Origin of the sequence: Streptomyces sp. NPDC048442 (assembly GCF_040651475.1) — a bacterium.
Lineage (GTDB): Bacteria > Actinomycetota > Actinomycetes > Streptomycetales > Streptomycetaceae > Streptomyces.
Map to the genome: position 1 here is coordinate 110117 of NZ_JBEZKB010000014.1, position 18743 is coordinate 128859.

The 18743-nt window shown below is 72.4% G+C and carries 10 protein-coding genes; 9 read left to right on the plus strand and 1 reads right to left on the minus strand.

Annotation, left to right across the window (positions count from 1 at the left end; translation table 11 throughout):
- Positions 1-95: 95 nt before the first annotated feature.
- Positions 96-1223, minus strand: a complete 1128-nt coding sequence (locus AB0D18_RS21890; RefSeq protein WP_362420932.1) for a hypothetical protein — start codon at positions 1221-1223, stop codon at positions 96-98.
- 217 nt (positions 1224-1440) lie between these two features.
- Here AB0D18_RS21890 and AB0D18_RS21895 point away from each other — a divergent pair, with 217 nt between their 5' ends.
- The 9 genes from AB0D18_RS21895 to AB0D18_RS21935 all read left to right on the plus strand — a co-directional run bounded on the left by AB0D18_RS21895 (position 1441) and on the right by AB0D18_RS21935 (position 18739).
- A complete protein-coding gene (locus AB0D18_RS21895; RefSeq protein ID WP_362420935.1) occupies positions 1441-9927 on the plus strand; it encodes a type I polyketide synthase in 8487 nt (2828 codons plus the stop codon).
- A gap of 103 nt (positions 9928-10030) precedes the next feature.
- The gene (locus AB0D18_RS21900) at positions 10031-10555 is read left to right on the plus strand and encodes a hypothetical protein (RefSeq protein ID WP_362420938.1); all 525 of its coding nucleotides are present in this window, start codon (positions 10031-10033) and stop codon (positions 10553-10555) included.
- A 167-nt stretch (positions 10556-10722) separates the two neighbouring features.
- On the plus strand, positions 10723-11772 hold the full coding sequence (locus AB0D18_RS21905; RefSeq protein WP_362421150.1) for a histidine kinase: 1050 nt from the start codon (positions 10723-10725) through the stop codon (positions 11770-11772).
- Positions 11769-12494, plus strand: a complete 726-nt coding sequence (locus tag AB0D18_RS21910) for a response regulator transcription factor (RefSeq protein WP_362420941.1) — start codon at positions 11769-11771, stop codon at positions 12492-12494. Before AB0D18_RS21905 ends, AB0D18_RS21910 begins: the two co-directional genes overlap by 4 nt.
- A gap of 268 nt (positions 12495-12762) precedes the next feature.
- Positions 12763-14313 (plus strand): glycosyl hydrolase family 18 protein, encoded by a 1551-nt coding sequence (locus tag AB0D18_RS21915; protein WP_362420944.1) that lies wholly within the window; start codon positions 12763-12765, stop codon positions 14311-14313.
- A 582-nt stretch (positions 14314-14895) separates the two neighbouring features.
- A complete protein-coding gene (locus tag AB0D18_RS21920) occupies positions 14896-16071 on the plus strand; it encodes a radical SAM protein (RefSeq protein WP_362420947.1) in 1176 nt (391 codons plus the stop codon).
- Between the two features lie 12 nt (positions 16072-16083).
- Positions 16084-16341, plus strand: a complete 258-nt coding sequence (locus AB0D18_RS21925; RefSeq protein WP_362420950.1) for an acyl carrier protein — start codon at positions 16084-16086, stop codon at positions 16339-16341.
- A complete protein-coding gene (locus AB0D18_RS21930; protein ID WP_362420953.1) occupies positions 16338-17663 on the plus strand; it encodes a hypothetical protein in 1326 nt (441 codons plus the stop codon). Before AB0D18_RS21925 ends, AB0D18_RS21930 begins: the two co-directional genes overlap by 4 nt.
- Positions 17660-18739, plus strand: coding sequence for a hypothetical protein (locus AB0D18_RS21935; RefSeq protein ID WP_362420956.1), 1080 nt, complete (start codon positions 17660-17662; stop codon positions 18737-18739). Before AB0D18_RS21930 ends, AB0D18_RS21935 begins: the two co-directional genes overlap by 4 nt.
- Positions 18740-18743: the final 4 nt, after the last annotated feature.

Sequence of the window (18743 nt, forward strand, 5' to 3'; positions counted from 1 at the left end):
CCCCACCCGCACCACCGGGGGCGGCCCTCCTGCCGATTGAGGAAGGCTCAGTTGGGGGCCGGTGCGGCCACATCACGGAGACTGCCGTCCTTCGTTCACCGGGGGACAAACGAGGTCGCGGGGGTGGGTTGAGTCGCGGGCGTGCGTCGATCGGGCAGCAGCCGAAGGGGCTGCTCGATGTCCTGGCGGGCCCGGAGCCGTTCGAAGAGGCTCAGGGCGGCCCGCAGACAGGCCTCGGCGCGGGCCTGCTGTCCCAGCTGGTCGAGGCTGCGGCCGAGAGTTCTGAGCAGGCCGGCCTCCAGCATCGCGCTGACCCGGCGGGCCGGCGGCAGGAACGTCTCGGCGGTCTGCGCCGCGAGCGCGTACCGCTCGTCCTCGGCGTGGAGTTCGGCGACCAGGTTGCCGGACGCGGCCTCGAAGGAAGGCACGTTCAGGGCGCGGAAGAGCGCCAGGCCGTCATCGGCCTGGCGCAGGGCGAGGTCCCGGGCGCCGCACAGACGCAGGACCCGGGCCAGGTAGTACAGGCCGATGGCCCGGAACACCGATTCCCGGCCGCCGGCCAGCCGGGCGCCGCGCTCGGCCACCGCCCGCGCCTCGGACAGGCGGCCCTGCCCGGCGTAGTTGAAGGCCGGCTCGCCCAGGGCCGTGCCTTCGGCGGTCGCGGCGCCCAGAGCACGGAAGAACCGCACCGACGCCTCCCCGTGCGCGACCGCGTCGTCGAACCGGCCGTGCACCCGGGCGTTGGCGCACAGGGTGAGGTGGGCGGCGGCGCGCAGCCGCAGACCGGCGTCGCCGTCGCAGAGCTCCAGGCCGCGGGTGAGTTCGGACTCGGCCTCGGTGAAGGCGTTGATGTGCCACAGGGCGTTCCCCCGCACGTACCGGGCCAGGGCCTCGGACGGCCGATCGCCGCGCTGCGCGGCGACTTCGGCGACCTGCCGGGCCAGTTCCGCCACCGCCGTGAGGTGGGCGATGCCCGAGAGTACGGTGTTCAGCCGGTCGGTCAGGTCGGCGGCCTGGGACAGGGGCAGGCAGTCGTCGGCGCAGGCGCGGGCGGTCAGTGCCCGCTGCAGGGCGGTTTCCCCGTGCATCCAGTCGGTGGCCTCCTGGGCGGTGCCGAAACTGAGCCCCGACGAGGTCACCGTGACGTCGATGAGCGTACGTTCGCCGGGTGGGGCCGAGTGCGCGACCGCGTCGGCGTTGCGGTGGTTCGCTCTCGTCGTCATGGCGTGCCCTTTCTGAGGGTGTCGTGGTTCCTTTGCTTGCTGCTCGGCCTTCGCGGACGCCGATGTATAAACGATCAAGAGTTGATAAACGGTGACACGCGCCCTTGTCCGGCGCCCTCGTCCCGCCCGTCGGTGGACTGACGTCCGCGTTATCCGAAGGTCGTTACGGTGACCGGGCGGGGTGCTGTGGTGCGCTCCGTGGTACGAAGGGGTGGGGATGGCCGAGGTGAGCGACGCTCTGATCCGTGCGGTGCCCGGGGTGTTGAAGGCGCACGCGGAACTCCGGGGCGGCAGGACCGCCTTCCAGGATGCGCGGCGGCGCGTGACGTACCAGGAACTGCAGAGCCGGACCGCGCGGCTGGCGGGCCATCTGGCGGGGCTGGGCGTTCGGCGCGGGGCGCGGGTGGCGCTCCATCTGGGCAACCGCGTGGAGTGGGTGGAAAGTTGCCTGGCGGTTCTGCGCGCGGGAGCGGTGGGGGTGGCGCTCGACCCCGGGGCGGCCGATGCGGAGCTGGCGTACCTCCTCGACGACTGCGGCGCGGTCGTGATCGTCACCGAGGAGGCGCTGCTGCCTCAGGTCGCCCGACTGGCTGCTGGGCGGCCCCGGTTGCGTGTCGTGGTGGTGGCAGACACAGGCGCAGGCGCTGTGCCGGACGCAGACGCTGTGCCGGACGCGGGCGTTGGGACGGACGCGGGCGCCGTGCCGGACACAGGCACCGGCACGGGCGGGGCGACCGCGCCCACGGCCGCATCCACGGTCGCGGGCGCGGTCTCGTTCGAGGAGCTGCTCAGGACCGAGCCGGATCTTCCGCCCCGTGACGACCTCGGTCTGGACGAGCCCGCGTGGATCCACTACACGTCCGGCACCACGGGCACCGCCAAGGGCGTGGTCTCCAGCCAGCGCGCCTGGCTGTGGTCGGTGGCCGCGGCCTACGTCCCGTTGTGGGGGCTTGAGCCGGAGGACCGGCTGCTGTGCCCGCTGCCGGTGTTCCACGCCTACGCACACTCGTTGTGCCTGCTGGGCGTGGTCTCGGTGGGGGCGAGCGCGTATCTCCTCGACCGGGGTGCGAGCGTCGCGGAGGCGCTCGCCGAGCAGTCGTTCACCGTCCTGGCCGGGGTTCCCGCCACGTATCACCTCCTGGTGGATTCGGTGCGTGAGGGACGGCGGCCGCCGTCCGGCCTGCGCCTCTGCGTGACCGCGGGTGCGCCGTGTCCCCCGGCGCTGCGGGCGGGCGTCGAGGAGCTGCTCGGCGCGCCGTTGCTCGACGGCTACGGCTCCACCGAGACCTGCGGGAAGATCGCCGTCAAGCCCCTCGACCGGCCCGGGGACGACGACTTCGGCCGGCTGCCGGTGCCCGGGGTCGAGGTCCGGCTGACCGCTCCCAAAAGCGGCGAGGAGGCCGCCGACGGGGACCGGGGAGAGAGCGGTGAGGAGGCCGCCGACGGGGAAGAGGGGGAGATCTGGGTCCGCGGTCCGAACCTGATGATCGGCTACCACGGCCGCCCGGACGAGACCGCACGGGCGTTCCGGGACGGCTGGTACCGCACCGGGGACCTCGGCCGCCTGGACCACGGCCGGCTGCAAGTCACCGGCCGCGTCAAGGAATTGATCATCCGCGGCGGCGAGAACATCAACCCGGCCGAGGTCGAGCAGGTGTTGCTGGCCTCCCCCGGCGTCGCGGACGCGGCCGTCGTCGGCAGGCCGCACGACGCGCTGGGCGAGGTGCCCGTCGCGTTCGTTGTCCCCGGCCCGCACGGCATCGACACCGATCGGGTGCGTGCCCACTGCCAGGAGCGGCTGTCTGGCTTCAAGGTGCCCGACGAGGTGTACGAGACCGGCGCCCTGCCCCGTACAGCCACCGGCAAGACCGACCGTCCGGCGCTCGCCCGGCAGTTGGCCGAGCGGATGGCGGCCGAGCGGGAGGCCGCCGCGTCCGTGCTGCGCGGGCGTCTGCTGGATCTGGCGCCGTCCGGGCGGTACGAGGCCGTACTGCGCGTGGTCCTCGACTGCACGGGGCGGACGTGCGGTGAGCCGGTGCTTCCCTTGGAGTCCGGCAGGCCCTTCACCTCTTTCGGGCTCACCTCTCTCGGGGGCGTCCTGCTGCGCGACCGGCTCGGCACGGCGACCGGTCTCGCCCTGCCCGCGACCTTGGTGTTCGACCACCCGACGCCCGCCGCCGTGGCGGAATTCCTGACCGACGCACTGTGCGGCGGGCAGGCCGCGGTGCCCGTCCCTACCGCCCGTACGAGCGGTACCCATGCCCATGCGCCGTCCGACGATCCGATCGCCATCGTCGCCATGGCGTGCCGCTATCCGGGCGGCGCCCAGGACGTGGCATCGCCCGAGGACCTGTGGCGCCTGGTGGCCGACGGCACGGACGCGACCTCGGACTTCCCCGCGGACCGCGGCTGGGACACGGAAGGGCTCTTCGACCCCGACCCGGACCGGCTCGGCACCTCCGTCACCCGCCGCGGCGGATTCCTGCGCGGGGCGGCCGACTTCGACGCCTCCTTCTTCGGCATGTCCCCGCGGGAGGCGCTGGCCACCGATCCGCAGCAGCGGCTGCTCCTTGAGACCGCGTGGGAGGTCTGCGAGCGGGCGGGCATCGACCCGGCGGCACTGCGCGGCAGCGACACCGGCGTGTTCGTCGGCCTGATGCACGCCGACTACGGCGCCCGCTTCCTGCACCGCGGGGCGCACGAACTGGAAGCGCATCTCGCCCTGGGCTCGGCGGGGAGCGTAGCGTCGGGCCGTATCGCGTACACCCTGGGCCTGCGCGGGCCGGCCGTCACCATCGACACGGCCTGCTCGTCCTCGCTGGTGGCGATGGACTCGGCCGCACGGGCGCTGCGGTCGGGCAGGTGTGCGCTGGCCGTGGCCGGAGGGGTCACGGTGATGGCGACCCCGGCGCCCTTCGTCGCGTTCAGCAGGCTGCGCGGGGTGGCCCCGGACGGCCGGTGCAAGCCGTTCTCCGCGTCGGCCGACGGCGCCGCCTGGGCCGAGGGCGCAGGTCTGGTCCTGCTGGAGCGGCTGTCCGACGCCCGGCGCAACGGGCACCCGGTGCTGGCGCTGCTCCGCGGCTCGGCCGTCAACTCCGACGGCGCCTCCAACGGGCTGACCGCGCCCCACGGTCCGGCCCAGCAGGAGGTGATCCGGCAGGCACTGGCCGACGCCGGTCTGTCCCCGGCCGACATCGACGCGGTCGAGGCGCACGGCACCGGCACCGCACTCGGCGACCCCATCGAGGCCCAGGCGCTGCTGGCGGTGTACGGGCGCGAAAGGCCCGCCGACCGGCCGCTGTGGCTGGGCGCGCTGAAGTCCAACATCGGGCACACCCAGGCCGCCGCCGGGGTCGGCGGCGTCATCAAGACCGTCCTGGCCATGCAGCACGGGCGCCTCCCCCGCATGCTGCACAGCGAGGAACCGTCGCCGCGCGTGGACTGGTCGTCGGGCACCGTACGGCCGCTGACGCGGGAGCGGGAATGGCGCCCCGTGCCCGGCAGTCCGCGCCGGGCAGGTGTCTCCGCGTTCGGCATCAGCGGGACCAACGCCCACGTCATCCTGGAGCAGGGTCCCGTCTCGGAGCAGCCCTTCTCGGATCCGGCCTCCGGAACCCGCACGCCGTGGAAGCAGGCCCCGCCGCTGCTGCTGTCCGGCGCGGACCCCGATGCCCTGCGCGCGCAGGCCCGGCAGACCGCTGCCCTGCTGCGGGAGCAGCCGGGACTGTCCCCGTGGGATGTCGCGTTCTCCCTGGCCACGACCCGCACCGCGCTCGCCCACCGGGCGGCGGTGCCCGGCGCCGACCGCGCTTCGCTCCTGACCGCCCTGGACACCTGGGCGGCGACCGGCAGCAGCGGCACCGGGGCGGTGCGGGCCGCCGGGCGGCTGGCCCTGCTGTTCTCCGGCCAGGGCGCCCAACGGCCGGGCATGGGCCGTGAGTTGCACGAGACTTTTCCCGTCTTCGCCGCCGCCTTCGACGCGTTGTGCGAGCGGTTCGACGCGTACGACGGGTTCGGCGGCAGCCGTCTGGACGGCCCGCTGCGCGCGGTGCTGTGGGCACAGGAGGGCAGCCGCGAGGCCGCCCTGCTCGACCGGACGGATGTCGCGCAGGCGGGCCTGTTCGTCTTCGAGGTCGCACTGTTCCGGCTGCTGGAGTCGTGGGGAGTACGGCCGGACGTACTGGCCGGGCACTCGGTCGGCGAACTGGCGGCGGCCCACGTCGCGGGCGTTCTGTCGGAACGGGACGCCGTGGAACTGGTGGCCGCCCGGGGCCGGCTGATGCGTCAACTGCCCGGGAACGGCGCCATGATGGCGCTGGACGCCTCCGAGGCGGAGGTGGTGGAGGCGCTGGCGGCCGCTTTCGGTCCTGCGGAATTCTCCGACGATGTCTCGGGTCCGGCGGACGTCTCCGACGATGCCTCTGGGCCGGCGGACGTCTCCGACGATGCCTCTGGGCCGGCGGACGTCTCCGATCCTGCGGACCGGGTCGCGGTCGCCGTCGCGGCGGTGAACGGTCCGCGGTCGGTGGTCGTCTCCGGAGAGGAGGCCGCCGTACTCGCCTTCGCCGACCGGTTCGCCCGGCTCGGCCGCCGCACCACGCGGCTGCGGGTCGGCCATGCCTTCCACTCCCCCTTGATGGAGCCGATGCTCGCCGAGTTCGGCCGCGTCGCGTCGCGGTTGGCGTACCGGGCGCCGCGCATCCCGGTGGTGTCGGCGCTCACCGGGCGGCCGGCCGTCGGGGACGACCTGTGCTCGGCCGCGTACTGGGTGCGGCACGTCCGCGAGACCGTGCGCTTCGGGGACGTACTGCACCGGCTGGCGCGCGAGGAGCGGGTCACGGCCTTCGCGGAGGCCGGGCCCGGCGCTCCCCTCACCGCGGCGGCCCTGGCCGACCCCGGCCTGGCAGGGGAGGGCGAAGGACCGCTGTTCACGGCCTTCGTACGCGCCGGGGAGCCGGAGCCCGAGACCGCGCAGGCCACGCTCGCCCGGCTGCACGTACACGGTCTGCCGGTGGACTGGCGACAGGTGTACGCGGACAGCGGGGCCCGGCGGGTGGAGCTGCCGACCTACCCCTTCCAGCGGCAGCGCCACTGGCTGAGCGAGACCTCCGCCCCGGCCGGGGACGACCGCGGTCACCCGGTGCTGGCCCGGCCGACCACCGTGCCCGGTACGGAACGGCTGCTGTGCACCGGCCACTTGTCCGGCGCGGCCCAGCCGTGGCTGCGCGACCATGTCGTCGCGGGGCTCCCGCTCGTGCCCGGTGCCGCGTTCGCCGAGCTGGTGCTCCATGCGGGCGAGGCGTGCGGGCTCGACGTACTGGAGGACTTCGCTCTGCTCGCCCCGCTGGTCCTGCCGCACGACTTCGGTGACCGGGTGCAGGTCCAGGTGGTCCTCGGGGAGCCGGACGGCTCCGGCCGGCGCGTCGCCGACCTCCACTCCCGCCCGGAGGAGTCGGGTGCGCTCGGCCCCTGGACGCACCACGCGACCGGGCGGCTCGGCCCGGCGACCGACAGTCCGAGCCGGGACACCGGCGCCGGCGTGTGGCCGCCCCCGGGCGCCGTTCCCGTGGACCTCACCGGTGCCTACGCGCGCCTGGCCGATGCCGGATACGCGTACGGCCCTGCGTTCCAGGGCGTCACCGCCGCCTGGCGGCGGGACGGGGAGCTGTTCGCCGAGGTACGGCTGCCGGAGTCGGCGACGGCCGATGCCGGGCGGTACGCCCTCCATCCCGCGCTGTGGGACGCCGCGCTGCACGCCGAAGTGCTCGCCGCCCCACCTGCGGGTCCCGCCCGGCTTCCCTTCGCCTGGCGAGGTACGACGGTGTACGCCACCGGCGCCACCGCGCTGCGCGTACGGCTCCGCTCCACCGGTCCGGACACGGTCACGCTGGACCTGGCCGACCACGCGGGCAGGCCGGTGGCGCGCGTGGAGTCGCTGACCACGCGGCCGGTCCCGGATTCCGTCGATGCTGTGGGGCTGGGACTGGGCGCGGCCGCGGGACTGTACGGGCTGCGGTGGACCGGCATTCCGGCAGGAGGCGGCGCGGGCGGGGACGGTCCGGCACTGACCGTGGCCGAGCCGGACGACCTGGGCCTGCGCGCCGCACTGGCCTCACAGCCCACCACTGCGGGGGCCGCCGCCTGCGAAACGGTCGTCGTCTCCCTGGCCTCCCCGTCCGCAGCAGCCGAATCGGCCGGATCCACCGATCCTGCGGCGGACACCCACACCATGACCACGCGCGCACTGGAACTGCTGCGGGCCCGGCTGTCCGGCCCCGCGGCGCCCGGAGCCCGCTTGGTCGTGGTGACCCGTGGCGCCACAGGGCCGGCGCCCGACCTGCCCGCCGCCGCGGTGTGGGGCCTGGTGCGTGCCGCGCAGTCGGAGTATCCGGGCCGCCTCACCGTGGTGGACACGGACGGCCGCCCCGAGTCGCTGCACCTGCTGCCCGCCGCCCTGGCCACGGGCGAACCCCAACTCTCCCTCGCGGAAGGTACGGTACGTGTCCCCCGCCTCGCGGTCGCCGAGAACCCCTCCGGCATCAGCGACGACTTCGGCGAAGGCAACGGCATCGGCAACGGCTTCGGCAAGGGTTCCGGCGAGGGTTCCGGCGAGGACTTCGCGGGCGACGGCACCGTCCTGCTCACCGGCGGCACCGGCGCCCTCGGCGGTCTGCTGGCCCATCACCTGGTGCGCAGGCACAAGGTGCGCCACCTCGTCCTCATCAGCCGTCACGGCCCGCGCGCGGCGGGGGCCCAGCGGCTGCGGTCCGCGCTGGAGCAGGCGGGGGCCCGCGTGGACGTGATCGCGTGCGACGCCGCCGACCGCACTCAACTGGCCTCTGCCGTGGGGGAGTTCGCGCCCCGCCTGACCGCCGTCGTACACGCCGCCGGGGTTCTGGACGACGGTGTGCTGGAGGCGCTGACGCCCGAACGGCTCGCAGCGGTGCTCCGGCCGAAGGCGGACGCGGCCTGGAACCTGCACGAGCTGACGCGGCACCTTCCCCTGACGCACTTCGTACTGTTCTCCTCGGCGGCCGCGGTCCTTGGCCATCCCGGACAGGCCAACTACGCCGCCGCCAACGCCTTCCTGGACGCGCTCGCGCACCACCGCGCGGCCCTCGGCCTGCCCGCGCTCTCCCTCGCCTGGGGGCCGTGGGCGGGCGGGGACGGGATGGCGGCGCGCACCGACCTCACCGTCCGGGCCAGGGACGAAGTACTGCGCGCGGTCTCCCCCGAGCAGGGTCTGGCGATGTTCGACGCCGCGCTGGACAGCGGCGAGCCGGTGCTCGTCCCGCTGCTGCTCGACCGTTCCCGGCCACCAGCCCCCGGCGGGCCGCCGGTCCCGCCGCCGCTGCGCGCCCTGCTGCGCCCGGCCCGCCCGACCGCCGGGTCCCAGGACGGCAGCCGCGACGGCGGCAGGCCGACGGGGACCACGGGCGACCGCCCGAGGCACGAGGACGTTCCCTGGCGGGACCGGCTGGCAGCACTGCCGGGTCCCGACCGTGCGCCCGCCGTGCTGGAGCTGGTCCGTACGGAGGTCGCCGCGGTGCTCGGCCACCCGGACGCGTCCGCCGTGGCCCCCGACCGCCCTTTCATCGGGCTGGGTTTCGACTCCCTGACCAGCGTGCTGCTGCGCAACCGACTGAGCGCGCTCACCGGTCTGCCGCTGCCCCCGACCCTCGTGTTCGACCAGCCGAGTACCGCGCGGCTGTCCGCCCGGCTGTACGAGGAACTGAGCGCGGCGATCCCCGAGAACGCCCACGCCGAGCCCGTACCCGAACCCAAGCCCGAGCCCGAATCCGCACCCACGCCGCCGAAACCCGCCCCGACGCGGCCGCCGCAGACCCTGGCGTCCCTCTACCGGCGGGTGTGCGAGACGGGCGACGTCGTCTCGGCGATGCATCTTCTGGTGACCGCCTCGCTCGCCCTGCCCGCCTTCGACCGCGCCGACAGCGCCCGGCACGCGCTCGCGCCGCTGCGGCTGGCCGAAGGCGCCGACGCTCCCGCGCTCGTGTGCTTCCCCGGCTTCGCCACCCAACTGGGCAGGCCCTGGTACACGGCGCTGGCCCCCTTCTTCGACGGCGAGCGGGACGTCCTGGAGCTCCAGCACCCCGGTGTCGACCACGGAGACACCGTCCCGCGCGACTGGGAAACGCTGGTGGAGCTGCACGCCACCACCGTGCGCGAGCACCTCGGCGACCGCCCGTACGTCGTCCTCGGCTATTCGATGGGCGGCTGCCCCGCGCACTCGGTGGCCGCCCGGCTCGCGGCGACCGGCACACCACCGTCCGCCCTCGTCGTCGTCGACACCTACCACGTCACTCCGGACCGCGAGGACGAGCCGTGGCTGCTCGCCATGCCCGCGCGGCTCGCCCTGCGGACGGGCGAGCGGTTCGACGAGGCGGTGGACGACATGTCCATGGCCGCGCTGGGCGCCTACACCCGCCTGGCCCGCGGCTGGCAGCCGGCGCCGACCGGCCTCCCCACTCTGCTGGTCCGCGCCACGGAACCGGTGCCACGGACCCCCGACGGGCACGAAGCCCCGGACGGCGACCGGCGGGCCTCCTGGCCGGAGCCCCACGACACCGTGGACGTCTCCGGCAGCCACTGGAGCATCAACGAGGAGCACGCGGGCACGACGGCGGACGCGATCCGCACCTGGCTCGCCGCCCAGCGACCGCACACGAGATCACCGCGGCGGTAGCGCTCAGGCAGGGGGTGGAGAAGGGGAGGAGCGGGGGAACTCCACCCACGGTTCCACCCGTGGGTCCAGGTGCTGAGCGCCGTACAGCAGCAGTCTTGAGGGCATGACAACGACCGAGTGGATCACCGACATCGCCCTCATCCTCGTCGTCTTCCGGCAGTTGCGGGAAGGGCGACTCGACCTCAAGACCTTCCTGATCCCGTTGGGGATCGTGGCCTTCGTGGCCCATTCGTATCTGGACACCATCCCCACCGGGGGCAACGACCTGGTGCTGATCGGGGCCCTGATCGCCGTGGGCGCCGCGCTCGGCGTCGCCGGGGGCGTCTACACCCGGATCCGTGCCGTGGACGGGCACCTCCTGATCAAGGCCGGTGCGGTGTCGGCGGTCCTGTGGATCGTGGGCATGGGAGCGCGGATGGGTTTCCAGCTGTGGGTCGAGCACGGCGGCGGCGCCGATGACGTCGCCCGGTTCAGCATCACCCACCACATCACCGGCGACCAGGCCTGGGTGGCGGCGTTCGTGCTGATGGCGCTCACCGAAGTGGTCACGCGGGTGGCCACGATCTTCGTACGGAGCCGGATGCGGGCGGTGGTGCTCCCCGTGCCCGCCCTCGACCGTGCCGCCTGACCGTGCGTAATGTTCGGCGGGTGCCCACCACCGAAAGCGTTCCGCCCCCCGGGAGTGTCGAGGCCCGGGGGGCGGCCCCACGTCCCGCCGTCACTGGACAGGACCCGCGAGCGCAGTGGGTGCTGACCCTCGCGGTCGTCGTCGTCGGCGCGTGGACGATCCGGCCGATGGGTCTGAGCGGCCAGGGGCTGGCCGTCGGTCTCCTCTTCGTGCTCAACTCCGCGTCGCTGCTGGCCCGGCACCTGCCCGAGCACAGGGTTCCCCCGCGCCTCGCCCTCGTCTGGCTCTCCCTCGGCGTCGTCGCGGCGGCCGCCCTGCTCGGCGCCGGCAGCGGCGGAACGGCTTCCCTCTTCGCCTTCTTCCTCGCCGGGCACATCGGCTATCGGCTGGAGACCAGACCTGCGCTGATCCTCGCCGGAACGTGCAGTCTGCTCTGCGCCGCCGTCCTGTACTTCCACCTCGGGCCGGGATACCACCTGTCGCACTGGACGCTCGGTCTCGCCACCGGCACCCCCGTGCTGGTCGGTATCGTCAACCGCACCCAGCGCCGGGCGGTACTGTCGGCGATCTCCGCGGCCGAGTCGGCCGAACGCGCCGCACGGGCAGAGGCCCGGACCGCTGTACTGACCGAGCGCAGCCGGATCGCCAGGGACGTGCACGACGTACTGGCGCACTCGCTGGCCGGCATCAACATGCAGTTGGAGCTGGCCGACGCCCTGCTCGACACCGGCGACCTGGACAAGGTCAGGGAGGCCAACGACAAGGCCCACGGCCTGGTGAGGGAGAGTCTGAAACAGGCGCAGTGGACCGTGCAGGCGCTGCGCGAGGACGCGCTTCCCCTGCGGGAGAGCCTGATCGCGATGCTCGAGTCGTCGGGCCACCGCGACGCGCTCGCCGTCACCGGGGCCGTCCGTACGGTGCCTGCCCGGGTGACGCAGAATCTGCTGCGGATCGCTCAGGAGGCACTGACCAACGCCACCCGGTACGCTCCCGGCGGAAAGGTCGGCGTGGAGCTGGAGTTCGGCGCCTCGTCGACCGTACTGAGGGTTCACAACGGACCCGCCGGCCGTACGGTGAAGGCGGGCTCCGGCAGTGGACTGGGGCTGATCGGAATGCGCGAACGCGTCGCCCTGCTGGGCGGAACCGTCACCGCGGGACCGGTCACCGAAGGGCCGGATCAGGGCGGCTGGCAAGTGGAGGCAGTGATCCCGGGATGAGTGAACCGACCGAGAAGCCACAGCGGTTGAGGGTGATCGTCGCCGACGATCAGGCCGCCGTACGGGAGCCGCTCGCCGCGGTGCTCGCGCTGTCCGATGACATCGACGTCGTCGCGGCCGCCGCGGACGGGACCGAGGTGCTGGCGGCTGCCGCCGCCGGGCCGGTCGACGTCGTCCTGATGGACCTGCGGATGCCCGTGATGGACGGCATCGAGACCACGCGCCGGCTGGGTGAGGAGCACCCGGAGGTGGCGGTGGTCGTGCTGACCACGTTCGCCGACGACGACTCGATCCTGGGCGCGCTGGGTGCGGGGGCCCGCGGATACCTGACGAAGAACGCGGGACGCCAGGACATCACCCGGGCGATCCGGGCCGCGGCCGCCGGTCAGTCCGTGCTCGACCGCGAGGTCCAGGACCGGCTGCTCGCCACCGCCAGGGCCAAGGCACCGCTCCTCGGCCAGGGACCGCCCCAGGAGCGGCAGTTCGGCCAGAAGCCGCCCGGGGAGGGGCAGTTCGGCCGGGGGCTGCCCGCGGACCTCACACGCCGCGAACGCGAAGTACTCACGCTGATCGGACGGGGACTGCCCAACCGGGGCATCGCCGAGAAGCTCTTCATCAGCGAGGCCACGGTCAAGACCCACATCAACAACCTCTTCGCCAAGGCGGGCATCCGCGACCGGGCCGACGCCGTCCGTCGCGCCATCGAGACGGGCCTGGCCTGAGGCGCCCTCGGGCGGCGAAGCCCTGGGTTCGGCGGTACGTCGGGCCGCCCTGCGGCACGCCTGCCGGTTCATGGGCAGGCAAAACCGTACGGAGTGGTCCAGTCCGCCAGTCGCACAACCCGCCAGAGAGCGGGCAGTCTGCCCGGAAATTGGTCTAGTCCTGCATGGGTTCAGGCCATTGACGCGCCACTGACTACGGGGCTATTCCCTTCTCACTGCCGCCGCACCGCAGGGAGGCCGGCAGCCGTCCCCCACACCTTGGACCGACATGAGAAGCAGACGCTCCGTCCGCACCCTCCTCGCCGCCGCCGTCGCCTCGCTCGCCGCGGCGACCCTCACCGCGACGGGCCTGGGCACGGCACAGGCAGCGGGCGCCGACGACACCACCCGGGCCGCCGCCCCGCTCCCCGCCCGCGTGTTCGCCCCCTACTTCGAGTCCTGGACCGGCGAGAGCCCGGCCGCGCTGGCCGCCCAGTCCGGGGCCAAGCACCTGACCATGGCGTTCATCCAGACCGCCACGGCCGGTTCCTGCACCGCCCTCTGGAACGGCAACGCCTCCACACCGATCGCCGCGTCCTCCTTCGGCAACGACATCAAGGCCATCCAGGCGGCCGGCGGGGACGTCATCCCCTCCTTCGGCGGGTACACCGCGGACACGACCGGCACCGAGATCGCCGACAGCTGCACCGAAGTCAACCAGATCGCGGCGGTGTACGAGAAGGTCATCACCACCTACGACGTCTCCCGCCTCGACATGGACATCGAGGTCGACTCGCTGGACAACGCGGCGGGTGTGGACCGCAGGAACAAGGCCATCAAGCTCGTGCAGGACTGGGCGGCCGCGAACAGCCGCAAGGTCGAGTTCTCGTACACGCTCCCGACGACGACCAAGGGCCTCGCCGCGAGCGGGCTGGCGGTCCTGAAGAACGCGGTGACCAACGGCGCGCGCGTCGACGTCGCGAACCTCATGACCTTCGACTACTACGACAACGCCACCCACCAGATGGCCAACGACACGGAGACGGCCGCACAGGGCCTGTACAACCAGCTCGCCAAGCTCTATCCGGCCAAGACGCCCGCCCAGCTCTGGGGGATGATCGGCGTCACCGAGATGCCGGGCGTCGACGACTTCGGCCCCGCCGAGACCTTCACCCTGGCCAACGCCACCCAGGTCTACCACTGGGCCGTCGCCAAGGGCATCAACACCCTGTCCTTCTGGGCGCTGCAGCGGGACAACGGCAGCTGTCCGGGCGGCGCGGCCGCCGACAACTGCTCCGGGATCCCGCAGAACACCTGGGACTTCACCCATATCTTCGCGCCGTTCACGAGCGGCACCACCACCCCGGCCGACGACTTCTCACTGACCGCCACGCCCGCCAACGGGTCGGTGGTGGCCGGGAGTTCGACCACCGCCACGGTGCAGACCGCGGTGACGAAGGGGCAGGCCAAGACGGTGTCGCTCGGCGTCAGCGGCGCACCCGCCGGCGTCAGCGCGACCCTCAGCCCCTCCTCCGTGACCGCGGGCGGCTCCTCGACGCTGACCGTGCACACGACGGCGGCCACCGTTTCGGGCACGTACACCCTGAACATCACCGGCACGAGCCCGTCCGCCCTGCATTCCGCGAGTTACGTCCTGACCGTCACCGGCGGCACCGGCCACCAGTGCACGGCCGCGCCGTGGGCAAGTGCCACGGTCTACACCGGCGGCCAGCAGGCTTCGCACAAGGGCCACACCTGGAAGGCCAAGTGGTGGACGACCGGGGAGGAGCCCGGCACCACCGGCGAGTGGGGAGTCTGGCAGGACCTCGGGGCCTGCTGATCCGAAGAATCCCCCAACGGCGCCCGGCAGCCCCCGCTGCCGGGCGCCGTCGCGTCGGGGCGGGGCGGGGCGGGGCGGGGCGGGGATTCATGATGCTGCACGGCGGGGCCGGGAAATTCCACTTCACAGGCTTCTCACTTGCAGCGTTGCAGTGAGTGCAACAGCCCGATCCGGACTTCTGACATTGCGCACGGAGGGCACGACGGAAACCAGCCACTGGGAAATCCGGCGGCGCACCTAGTCAGGAGACGTCGCTCTGGTGAAGCCGAGTTGAATTACCGCATTCGCGAGCCTGCCCAACACGCACGATGCCATGGTCGACCTCCGGGTCGGCATTTCAGATCCAGCTGCTCACCCATGTCCGGCAGGCAGTGTGAGGCAGGAAAATAATGGCCTAGACCATCTGTGGGTGTCAAGGCCCCCACCTGGGGCTGTACCTCAGAACAGCCGCTCGCGACAGGGGGGTTGCCGGTTCGGCCGGACAGTCCGCCCGGCGGTTGACAGCGGCAACGTGCGCACGCCACGATGCGTCGCATTGCTCCACGAATTCGCTTTGACATGCTGGTCGAACCGAGGAGAGAAATGTCCCCCAGGACGAGCCGTACCCTCACCGCGAAGGAATTCGCGGACATCAAACACACGGTTGCCATTCGCTCTGAATCCCGGGCTGGATTGCGCGCCGACCGCGCCTATGCGGCGGATGTGCCGCGCGAGGTCAGCCTGCAACTCACCTACAAGTGCAATCTTCGTTGCACGCACTGCTATCAGTGGAATGAGCAGGGGTTCTTCCGCGACTGGGGAATCGACAAGCAGCGCCAGGAGCTCGACCCGAAACTGGTCGAGAACATTTTGCAGGAGACGTCCGGGGTGCCCGGAAAGCTGTACATATGGGGCGGCGAGCCCTTGATGCACAGTCGCTTCGACGAGGTGTCACGGCTGATCGAGCGCTATCCGCGCACCACGACCATGTGCACCAACGGCCTGCTGTTCAAACGCCACATGGATGATTTGCTGCGGATAGGCGAGAACCTCAACCTTCTCGTGAGTCTGGACGGGCTGGGTTCCGACCACGAAGAACTGCGCGGCCGCGGCACATTCAAGCGGACGGTGCAGAACATGGAGACCATGCTCGACCTGAAGCGAAAAGGCGAGTACCGCGGCCAGGTGTCGGTCGGATGCATGGTCTCCCATGTCACCGTGCACCGGATGTACGAGTTCATGGAATGGGCGGAGGAACTCGGAATCAACACCGTCTATTTCCAGTTCCCCTGGTACATCAGCCCGCAGATCGCCGAGGCGATGGACGAGGTGTACGACGAGCACTTCACCTGGCTGGAGCCCGATACCGGCACGGCGCGGCCCACCTGGCACTCGTACACGTACCAACTTCCCGAGGAACTGCTGCCGGTGCTGCGGGACTCGATGGCGCGGCTGGCCTCGCGCACCTGGTCGCCGCGGATCCGCTACCAGCCGGATCTGGCGGAGGACGAGGTGGAGTCGTTCATCCTCGGCACCTCGGAGCCGGCCCAGCGGCGCACCCGCTGCCTGGCCGTCACCAACCGCATGGAGGTGCATGCGGACGGCAATGTGAGTTCGTGCAAGTTCTTCCCGGAGTTCGTCGTCGGGAATCTGTACGAGACGCCGACACTGGAACTGTGGCAGGGCGAGCGGTTCCGCCGGGTCCGGAAGATTCTGGCGGAGACGGGAATGATGCCGGTCTGCTCGAAGTGCATTCTTCTCTACATGAACGGGGTATGAGCGGTGCAGGAGATGACGGACACCGAGATACGCGTGATGAAGGTTCTGGCCCACGTGCTCAGCAGCCGGCTTGAGCCCGGCCAGATCTCGCCCGATGCCAATATGGTGAGTGAGCTCGGTCTGGATTCGCTGGAGGCCATCCAATTTCTGTTGCAGATCGAGGATGAATTCGACATCGAGCTGGACTTCGAGAACCTGAGCCTGCAGCATCTCAATTCGGTGCGTACGTTCAGCGCGGAGGTCGTCGCGAACCGGGAACCCTCCCGGTGACGGTCGGAACCGGCCCACTGCGCTCCCGGGGCACCGCTCGCTTCGGCACCTTCGACGCGGAACGGTTCTGGCGTCCCCCCTCCCTCGCCCGGCTGCCGAGCCTGGCGGGCGCCGAGGCCCACACGGTGGTCGGCGGCCTCGACGAAGTCCTTGCGGCGGCCTGTCGGCCCCAAGACCTGCTGGTCACCCGCAACACCCTGGCCCCGGCCCAGCTCGAAGCCCTCGGAGCGGCGGGCCTCACCTTCCAGTCGGTCGCGGCCGGACCAGCCGCTGCCGACGACACCGGCGCCACTGTGGAAGAGGCGATCTCCGGCGATCTAGCGCTGTGCCACGCCCTCGCCTCGGCCGCGGACATCCAGCCGTACGCGGTGCTCCCCGCGACCGCACAGTTGCTGCGCCAACTCCCTGGCACGGCCGGTGCGTTGCCACCGCTCTCCGTGGTCCAGCAGGTCAACGGCAAGGTGTGGTCGTCGGAGCTGGCGGCCCGGCTGGAACTGCCGGGGGCGGGCACCGTGGTCCGCTCCTCCGCCGAACTGGCGGTCGCAGGGCAAGAGTTGCAGGGCACCGTCCTGGTGAAGGACCCCTACGGGGTGGCCGGCCGCGGCACCGTCGAGGTCGCCGGGCCGGGCGCGCTGCGCCGGCTGGTACGCAGACTGCAGGCCCAGGAGGACGAGGGCCTGCGTACCGAGCTGGTGGTGCAGCGCCGTTACGAGCGGGCCCTGGACTTCTCCGCCCATCTGGAGGTGCGCCGGGACGGCACCTGGTCCCTGCGCGGCCTGCAGGGCATGACCAACGGCGGCTACCGGCACGCGGTCTCCCACCCGGTGCCGCCGGATCTGCCGGCCGAGCTCGACCGCCGTGGCTATCGGGCCGTCCTGGAAAAGGTGGCCCGCGCCCTGGCAGCGGCGGGCTACTTCGGCCCTGCCGGGATCGACTCCATGCTGCTGGCCGACGGCGGCTGGCTGCCCGTACTGGAGATCAACGCCCGGATGTCGATGGGCCTGCTGACGCTGGAACTCGACGAACGTGCCAGGACGCACGGCCTGCGCGCCCATCTGTGGCAGCAGGACATGTTCGTGGACCACGGAGCCGACGTGACCTCCCTGCTCTCCGCGCTGCGTACGGAGGGGCTGCTGTACGGGGGCGACGCACGCCCCGGGGTACTGCCGCTTTCCGGCGGCAGCCTGTGTGCCCCGCGGGGCCGGCTCGTCTGCGCCGCGTTCTGCGCGCCGGACGACTTCCCCGCGCTGCGCGGTCGCACCGAGAGCTGCGCGGCGGCCGCCGGGATCCGCACGACACGCGCGGAGGTACGTACAGGATGATCGCCGTCCTCACCTCCGGGGTCGCGCTCGGCGCCCATGTTCCCGGTCTGCGGCTTGCCCAACGGCTGCGGGAGCGCGGCGCGGACGTCTCCGTCGACGTACTGGAACGCTGGCTGCCGGACGACCGGCTGGCGGCCGTGGTGGAGTCCCGCAGGCACTTCCAGCAGGATCTGCGCTTCGCGCTGGCCGCCCAGCGACTGGCATCCGACCCGGTGGACGACATCACGCCGCAGGCCCGCGGCGCCCTTGAGGAGCGCTGGGAGGAGCAGGGGGTGGACACCTTCGTGGTGTTCTCCGGATTCTGGCTGCGCCTTCTCGACAGTTTCCTCGGCCGTCGGTCGCGGCCTGCGCGCATCGTGGCCTGCCACGTCGATGCCGTGGTCTCACCGTCGTACCGCCGCGCGAGCCACCTCGTGCCCCAGGCCGAGCACGTCTGGCTGGCCCGTGACGACGGCACCCTGCCCTGGACCATCCCCGTCGACACGCGCCCGCCCCTGCCCTGGTCCGCACGCACGGGGCGGCTGCTGGTGCACGGCGGCGGCTGGGCCATCGGCAGCTACCAGGACCGGGCGCGGGAGCTGGCGGCGGCCGGCCGGCCGCTCGACCTGATCGTGCCGGGGGAGTCGGCCGCCGTCGACTGGGCCCGCTGCTTCACCCTCGACCCCACCTGGCATCCCTGGCACGACGACGGACTGCCGCCGCTGCTCGGGGTCCCCGCGGGCCCCGGGGAAGAGGGAGCGGTCCCTGGGGAACAGGGAGCGGATCCCGGGGAACAGGGACGACAACTGCCGTACGAGCTGGCCCGGTCGGCGAGTGCCCTCGTCAGCAAACCGGGCGGTGGCACCTTGCTCGACAGCCTCTGGACGGCCACGCCGTTGATCCTGCTGGAGCCTGCGGGCAGCCACGAGGCCGCCAACGCACGGCTGTGGCAGCAGCTCGGCTTCGCCCTGCCCTACGACGACTGGCGCGCCTGCGGCTTCGCCCCCGAGCGGCTGGAGCCCCTGCACCGGGCGCTGCTCGGCGCCGCCGCCCGGCCACGGAATCTGATCGACGGACTGCTGACCCCGCACACGTGAGGCG